At 68.4% G+C, this 7,830-nt stretch carries 7 protein-coding genes; all 7 read left to right on the top strand.

Annotated features, from left to right (window positions below; genetic code table 11):
• The coding region (locus AB7E83_RS27875; protein ID WP_428574755.1) for a hypothetical protein at nt 1-328 on the top strand (328 nt) is incomplete at its 5' end.
• The gene (locus AB7E83_RS27870; RefSeq protein ID WP_428574753.1) at nt 328-1,167 is read left to right on the top strand and encodes a terminase small subunit; all 840 of its coding nucleotides are present in this window, start codon (nt 328-330) and stop codon (nt 1,165-1,167) included. The genes AB7E83_RS27875 and AB7E83_RS27870, both read left to right, overlap by 1 nt.
• The gene (locus tag AB7E83_RS27865) at nt 1,164-2,702 is read left to right on the top strand and encodes a TerL (protein ID WP_428574751.1); all 1,539 of its coding nucleotides are present in this window, start codon (nt 1,164-1,166) and stop codon (nt 2,700-2,702) included. Before AB7E83_RS27870 ends, AB7E83_RS27865 begins: the two co-directional genes overlap by 4 nt.
• On the top strand, nt 2,699-4,927 hold the full coding sequence (locus AB7E83_RS27860) for a hypothetical protein (RefSeq protein ID WP_428574749.1): 2,229 nt from the start codon (nt 2,699-2,701) through the stop codon (nt 4,925-4,927). The genes AB7E83_RS27865 and AB7E83_RS27860 overlap by 4 nt, the downstream gene beginning before the upstream one ends.
• A 231-nt stretch (nt 4,928-5,158) precedes the next feature.
• A complete protein-coding gene (locus AB7E83_RS27855; RefSeq protein ID WP_428574747.1) occupies nt 5,159-6,082 on the top strand; it encodes a hypothetical protein in 924 nt (307 codons plus the stop codon).
• A 44-nt stretch (nt 6,083-6,126) separates the two neighbouring features.
• On the top strand, nt 6,127-7,425 hold the full coding sequence (locus tag AB7E83_RS27850; protein ID WP_428574745.1) for a DUF4043 family protein: 1,299 nt from the start codon (nt 6,127-6,129) through the stop codon (nt 7,423-7,425).
• Between the two features lie 93 nt (nt 7,426-7,518).
• A partial coding sequence (locus tag AB7E83_RS27845; protein ID WP_428574743.1) for a hypothetical protein occupies nt 7,519-7,830 on the top strand: 312 nt, incomplete at its 3' end.

The following is a 7,830-nucleotide window of genomic DNA, read 5'->3' as shown; positions in this document are numbered from 1 at the left end:
AAGCCCGCGCCCGCGGCCTCCAGTGCGAGGCCGACTACGACGCGCTCACCCTGAAGCCGCGCACGCCAGGAGCCCGCAACATGCCGCCGTCGACATCCGCAACGCCTACGAGGCGAAGGACCGCGACGCGCACGACCGCGCCCTCGCCCGGTTGGTGGCCATGGTCAGCCTCGGCCCGGTGATCGAGCGCATGACCCCGGCGCAACTCGAAGTGCGCCGCGCCGAGCTTCAGGGCCAGATCGAGCGGGTGGAGAAGCACATCGCCCGCAACGACGGCGCCCGCGCCCCGCTGGTGCAGCCTCCCCACGACCCCATCCCCTTCGGCTGATGCCGAAGCCCGCTACACGCATGGCCGCCAAGAAGTCCGTCAGGAAGAAACCCAGCGGCAAGGCCAAGCAGGGGGGCTCGGCCCCCCGTAGTAGGGTGGCAACCCCGCCAGTAGCGGCGCAAGCAGGGGAGATCTCCACGCTCGACAAGCGTTTCTGCGCCGAGTACGTGCGCAACGGCGGCAACGGCACGCAGGCCTACCTCGCCGCACGGCCCGAAGTCAGCGAAGGCTCGGCCCGCACGATGGCCGCTCGCCTGTTGGCGAAAGTTCACGTGAAGCAAGAAATTGCCACTCTTGCGGAGAAAGTGTCGCAGCGCGCCGAAATCACGGCCGCGAAGGTTGTTCAGACGGCGTGGGACATGATGACCGCCGACGCGCGGGAATTCTGCGAGTTGCACGTCGGGTGCTGCCGGAACTGCTGGGGCCGTGGGTTCCGCTGGCAGCGCACCGATGGCGAGTTGGCGGACGCGCGTGCGGCGCACCAAGCCAAGCGCCTCGAACTGTCCGGGAAGGCGCTGGCGAAGCTGGGCCAGTTCGACGAGCAGGGTGGAGGCGGGTTCGATGCGCGGCGCGAGCCGAACGAGCAGTGCCCCACGTGCGGCGGCGCCGGCAACCCGCGAACGGTGTTCAAGGACACGCGCAAGCTTTCGCCGGGCGCGGCGCAGCTCTTCGCCGGGGTGAAGGAGACCGACAAGGGGCTGGAGGTCAAGACGCACAGCAAGGACGCTGCGGTCGACAAGCTGATGAGGCACTTCGGCCTCTACCGGGACAAGATCGAGCTCACCATGCCGACGGTGCTGGTGCGGGATCTCACCGGGCGGAAGGACGCGCCGGCTTGAGCCAGCTGGTCGAGTACCGCTACAAGCCCCAGGGGCAGACGCTCGAGGAATACATCCTCGACACGACGCAACGCTGCTTCATCATGGGGCCGCTCGGCTCGGGCAAGACGAACGCCAGCTGCTGGAAGGGCTTCCGCATCATGTGCGCGCAGGAGCCTGACGCCCAGGGCGTGCGCAAGTCGCGCGGCGTCGCGGTGCGCAACACGTACCCGGACCTCTTCGGCACGACGGTCAAGGACTGGCTCGATATGTTCGAGCACCTCGGCCCGTTCAAGCAGGGCGGCAAGGAGCCGCCGACGCACTCGCTGAAGTTCAAGCTCGACGACGGCACCACGGTCGAAGCCGAAATGGTGTTTCTCGCGCTGGACCGCGAGGACCACATCAAGAAGTTGCGCGGCCTGCAGGCGACCTTCGTGTGGCTGAACGAGGTCAAGGAACTGCTGTTCTCGATCATGTCCATGGTCGACCTGCGAGTCGGCCGGTACCCGAAGGACGTTCGGCCCACCTGGTACGGCGTCTTCGGCGACACGAACGCCTGCGACTCGGATCATTGGTACTACCGCATGGCCGAGGAAATGACGCCGGAGGGGTATCGGTTCCTGCGCCAGCCCGGAGGGGTGGTTCGGCAGACGCCCAAGCACCCGTGGGTCGAGAACAAGGGCCAGTTCGCGCCCGCCATCCCCGGCCCGGCCGAGAACGTGCAGAACCTGCCCGACGGCTACTACATCAAGGGCGCGCAGGGCAAGACCGAGGCCTGGATCATGGTCAACCTCGGCAACGAGTACGGCTATGTGGGCGACGGCATGCCGATCTACTCCGACTACGTCGACAGCACGCACTGCCGCGACTTCGGCGGGCTCGTGCCCGGCATTGCGCTGCATATCGGGCTCGACTTCGGGCTCACGCCGGCGGCCGTCATCGGTCAGCGGATGGTGAGCGGGCAGATCCGCTGGCGCTACGAGGTCGTGACGACGGACACCGGCGTCGGTCGCTTCGCGGGGATCCTGAAGCGGTTCATCGCCGCCAACTGCGCAGGCTTCCCGATCGCCAGCATCACGGGTGACCCGGCCGGCGACCAGCGCCAGGCTGGCGACAACGAAGAGCGCACCGTGTTCCAGCTGCTCGAGGCGAACCAGGTGATCGCGACGCCCGCGTTCACGAACGACTTCACGATCCGCACGGAAGCGGTGAGCAAGCCGATGCGCACCATGATCGACGGCGAGCCGGCCTTCCTGATCCACCCCGACATGCGCGTCACGCGCAAGGGCTGCCAGGGCGCGTACAAGTTCCGGCGCCTGAAGGTGGCCGGCGACGACCGCTACGAGAACCAGCCCGTGAAGAACGCCTGGAGCCACCCCTGCGAGGCGTTGCAGTACGGAATGATGGGACTGGGCGAGGGCGAGGCCGTCATCCAGCCGAATAGCGCAGAGCGCGCGAAGGACGCCGCCGGGTACCGCAATGTGCGCGGCCTGCCCGCCCTGCCCGCCCCGGACCGGGAAGCGGCGGCATTCAGAAGGAAGCGAGGCCTGCGATGAACTACCAGCTCACCCCCGGTGGCGTGCTCGCCCCCATGACCCCGCTCGCGCCGTACGACGATCGACCCGGCGACGACGCGCGCGACTTCGCCGAGGCCGGCCGCTACAGCCTGTACGCCCTCGAGCGCATGCTGCGCGACTGCACCGAGCAGCCCGACTGGCGCCTGCGCGCGAAGCTCGCCGCGAGCTACTACGACGGCAAGCAGATGGACGAGGTCCGCCGCTGGCTGCTGCGCGAGGAAGACCTCGACGAGCGCGTCGTCAACCTGATCCGCCCTATCGTCAACAGCGTGCTCGGCCAGGAGGCGAAGAGCCGCACCGATGTCCGCCTCGAGGCCGACGACGACAACTACCAGGACGTCGTCGAATACGTCTCTGGCCGGCTGAAGGAGGCCGAGCGGGAGACCTTCGCGCACCAGAGCGTCAGCAACGCCTACGGCTCGATGGTCAAGAAGGGGCTCGGCTGGCTGCACGTGTGCCGCAACTCCGACCCGATGGCCTACCCGTACCGCTTCGAGGACGTCGACATCGACGAAATCTGGTTCGACTGGAAGGGCATGGGCAAGAAGGTCCGCATGGACGACCGCTGCCGGTGGCTCGCGCGCATGCGCATGGTCGATCTCGACGAGCTCGAAGCCGCGTTCCCGCAGTTCAAGGAACTCCTGCGTCGCACCGCGCGTGGCTGGGACGATTTCCGCATGGACACCAACGGCATGCTCGGCGAGCCGGAGGACCTGCAGATCACCTCGGCCTACGAGAACGAGCGCCGCTTCAACACGATGTACCGGAAGTGGGACTGGATCGACTCCGCCCGCCGGATGATCAAGCTGATCGAGGTCTGGTATCGCGTGCCGGCCATGGCGGTGTGCCTGCAGCTGACCCCGACGCGCCGCGTGCAGTACAACCCGCAGGACCAGCGGCACGTCGAGGCCGTCGCCCGCGGGCTCGTGAAGGTCGTCAAGGGCCCGACCAGCCAGGTGCGCCGCGCGCTGTACGCCGGCCCGCACCGCCTGCTCGACGAGGCGACGACGCGCAAGTCCTTCCCGTACGTTCCGATGTTCGCCTACCGCGACGACGACGACGGCAGCCCCTACGGCCTGGTCGACGGCATGATCGCCCCGCAGGACGACTACAACGACCGCCGCCACCGCATCCAGTGGATGCTCAAGGCGCGCCAGCTGTGGATCGACAACGATGCGGTCGACACCGACTTCAACTCGATCGAGGACATCGCCGAGCAGGTGAACCGCCCGGACCTCGTCGCGGTCCTCAAGGCGAGCCGCGCCAACGGCGCCGCCGCCGTCCGCGTGGAGAACACCCTCAGCCTGCAAAAAGAGCAGTTCGAACTGCTCGGGATCTCCGAAATGGACGTCCAGAAGGCCGCAGGCCGCTACTCGTCGAATCTCGGCGAGGCGAAGGTCCAGTCCGGCATCGCGAACTCGCTGCTGATCGAGCAGGGCGAGCAGGCCATGGGCGACATGAACGACAACTACGTCTATGCCCGCCGCGCCGCCTTCGAGCAGCTGGTGGACCTCATCGTCGAGGACCACAAAGGCGAGAACCTGAAGGTGCAGATCGGCCAGGGCAAGGCGCGCCGCACCATCGTGCTGAACTCGTGGCAGCAGCCCGTCGCGGTGGACGAGGCCACCGGCCAGCCGGTCCCGGTGCCCGACGCCGCCCCCACGCCCGTCAACATGGTGGCCGACGCCTCCATCGTGACCGCGCTGGGTGAGGTGCCGAACACCCCGGCCTACCGCTCGCAGTTGCAGACGCAGCTGAAGGACATCATCACGGCGCTGTCGGGCAACGCCCCGGCACTGAACATCGTCACGCCGGCCTACATCGAGTCGACGAACCTCGCGAACCGCCAGCAGGTCGCCGACGACTTCCGCCGCGCCACCGGCCAGCCGCTGACCGGCGATCGCAAGGCGCGCGAGGCGGCAGAGGCGCAGCAGCAGAAGGCGCTGCAGACCGCGCAGGCGCTCGAGGCGCGCAAGGCCAAGGGCGAGGCCGAAGACAAGGAGGCGAGCGCGGCGCTGCGCCGGGCCCAGGCGCGCAAGACCGCACTGGAAGCCGTCGAGCTGCACCGCAGGCTCAATGCCGGCGCCGTCGAAGAAGAGGTCGACGGCATGGCCGCGGCCAACGAAGGCACGCGCGCTGCGAACGCGGCCGCCAACGATCCCGTGCAGGGCGCGCTCGACGACGCCCTCTCCGCCGTCGGCTGACGGCCCCCGCCGGCGCGAGCCGGCACCCCTGAATCGAATCACTGCGAAGAGCCCGCCATTGCGCGGGCTTTTTCGCGTGTAGCCGCACCCGGCAGCTTCGCCGCGCCCGGGTGCGTGTACCAGCGGCAGCCGCGCACGTGGGAACGACGTCCCCTCGCGATGCGTGTGTACCCCCGAGGACGGTGGGCGCGAGCCCTCGGCACCTGGCCGTGAAGCAGGCAGGAGAGAAGTGTGACAACTGGAGCATCTGAACTGGCATCCCTGGACCCCGAAGCGCAGGCCATCCTGGCGGCACTCGTCCCCGAAGGGGCAGAACCCGGCTCCGAGCCGACGTTCGGCACCGCCGAAGACGAGCAGGCACCGCAGCCGACCCCGGCTCCGACGCCTGAACCGACCCCGGCGCCGACGGCCGCCCCCGCTGCAACCCCGGCACCGACGACGGCGCCCGCGACACCCGATGCGACTGCGGCACCCGCCGAAGCGCAAGGTGACCCGCGTGCTGCGCTGCGTCACGCACGGCGCAACGAGAAGCGGCTGCGTGACGAACTGGAAAAGCGCGATCGCGAGCTGGAGGATCTGCGCGCGAAGGCGGGCACCACGGCAGAAAGCGACGCGCCCAAGGCGTGGTCGCAGATGACCGCGGAAGAGCAGCGCGATATGACGGATAACTTCCCGATCGCTGCCGCTCAGGCTCGAAAGCTCGAGGAACTCGAGCGACGGCTGGAGGCGCAAGCCCCCACCGCCGCATCGAATCCCGAGTGGGAGCCGCCCACCTTCAGCCCGAAGGTCCAGGAAGTCATCGACGAAGTGCCCGTCCTCCAGGCATGGCAGCACAGCCAGGCCGATCAGGACAAGTTCACCCTCGCGACCGAATTCGACGCTTCGCTGCTGCACGACCCCGTGTGGAAGCACAAGACGCCCGTCGAGCGGTTCACCGAGGCCGCACGTCGCACCCAGCAGCACCTCGGTCTCGCGACCGCGGCCGCTGCGCCTCCTGCGAGGCAAGACCCGAACGCCGTGATCGCGGCCGCGCCGTCGACCGACCCCAAGGGTGTCGGCGACTTCCGCGGCGGCGGTCCGGCATCCGCCCCGGCCATCGATTACTCGCGGATGACGAACGAGCAAATCCTCGCTTCGTTGCCAATGCAGGACTGATCGAGCGCCGGGGCGCCCACCACACCGTTTTTTAGGAGAGCCCCATGGCAACCTCTGTTCCGCGCGGTCACGCGCTGGTCAACAAGCAGTTTTCGACTGCCCTTTCGGCGATGGCCGTGCGCGAGCCGACCCCGCTGACCTCCCTCACTGGCCCCATGCCCACGCATGACAAGGCCATGCGCAAGCTCAAGCAGCAGACCACGACCGAAATGCCGGTGGTCCGCGTCGACGAGCTCGCCAAGGGTCCCGGCGACGTCGTGCAGGTCGACTGCGCGCACGTCATCAAGTTGCGCCCCGTCATGGGCGACAACAACGCCGAGGGTCAGGGCGCGTCGCTGAAGTACAGCACCAAGGACATCTACCTCGACATGGCGACGATCCCCGTCTCCGCCGGGGGCAAGATGACCGCCAAGCGCACGCCGCACAGCATGCGCCAGAACGCCACGGCGCAGCTCGCGCGCGGCATTCCGGCGTTCCGCTGGCAGCGTGCCCTGACGTTCCTGGCCGGCGCCCGCGGGTCGCAGGACGGGACCGACTGGGTGCTGCCGCTCGACACCGACGCGCAGTTCGCCGACATGATGGTCAACACCGTCAAGGCGCCGACGTACAACCGGCACTTCGTCGTGAACGGCACGGCGCTGACGCAGGGCGGCCTGCAGCTCGCCTCGATCGCCACCACGGACGCGCTCAAGCTCGCGCACATCGACGAGCTCGCCGCGCTGTGGGACGAGATGACGATCAAGATGTCCCCGATCCGTATCCCCGGCGACGCCGCCGCGGGCGACGACCCGATCAAGGGCATCCTGTTCCTCGACCCGCTCGTGTGGGACGCGATGATCACGGAGACGACGTCGAACTACAACCTGCGGACCTTCGAGCAGAACGCGCTCAAGCGCGCGAGCTACGACGGCCTCAGCAAGCACCCCCTGTTCAGCGGCCAGCCGCTGATGTGGAACGGCGTGCTGATCCGCAAGATGCAGTTCGGCATCCGCTTCAACGCGAGCGACGCCTACAACTACGTGGCGGTGGCGAACAAGCTCGCCGCCACGGAGACGGCGGGCACGGTCGCCGCGGGCCTGTCGACCACGCACCAGGCAGCGCGCTCGATCTTCGTCGGCGCGCAGGCGCTGGCCATGGTCTCGGGTGGCAACCAGGAGAGCGAGGAAACCTACTCGCTGCTGGAAAGCCGCACGAACTTCGGCCGCAACCTGGAACTGGCGGGCGAAATCATGGGCACCGAGGACAAGCTGCGCTGGTCCCTGCCGAACTCGGCCGGCGACCTCGAGGCGACCGACTTCGGCGTGCTGGTCATCGACTCGGCGGTGCGCAAGCGCAGCGTCTAAGCCGGCCACCGGCGGGGGCGCGAGCCCCTGCCGACGGGGCAGCCTGACCAGGCGACGCCCCAACCCCTTTTCGCAACTTCTTAGGAGGCCTTCATGGCACACCTTTACGGGAAAAAAGCGGCGGTTGCCGCGAACATGCCGGCGGACGGCCGGGCGGTGATGATCACCGACAAGTACACGGCCACGGCTGCGTTCGCCGACGGCGACGTCGTGAATTTCCGCCTGCCCGCCGGCCTGCGCCTGGGCATGCTGAGCATTCGCTGCGACGACCTCGACAGCAACGGCTCGCCGGAAATCGTGTTCTGCGTCGGTTACCGCACCGCGGACTCGAGCTCCAGCCTGTCGGCGGCGCCCACCGCGTTCGCGGCGACCGGCCAGACCACGGCGCTGGCCGGCGGGACGCTC

Origin of the sequence: Ramlibacter sp. (genome assembly GCF_050250995.1) — a bacterium.
GTDB lineage: Bacteria > Pseudomonadota > Gammaproteobacteria > Burkholderiales > Burkholderiaceae_C > Ramlibacter.
The sequence above is the reverse complement of the archived record's forward strand: the minus strand, read 5'-3'. Positions and strand labels throughout refer to the sequence as shown.

Excerpts from the sequence above, each read along its gene's own strand:
- AB7E83_RS27860 (WP_428574749.1), top strand. The coding sequence starts at position 2,699 with ATGAACTACCAGCTCACCCCCGGTGGCGTGCTCGCCCCCATGACCCCG.
- AB7E83_RS27850 (WP_428574745.1), top strand. The coding sequence starts at position 6,127 with ATGGCAACCTCTGTTCCGCGCGGTCACGCGCTGGTCAACAAGCAGTTT.
- AB7E83_RS27870 (WP_428574753.1), top strand. The coding sequence starts at position 328 with ATGCCGAAGCCCGCTACACGCATGGCCGCCAAGAAGTCCGTCAGGAAG.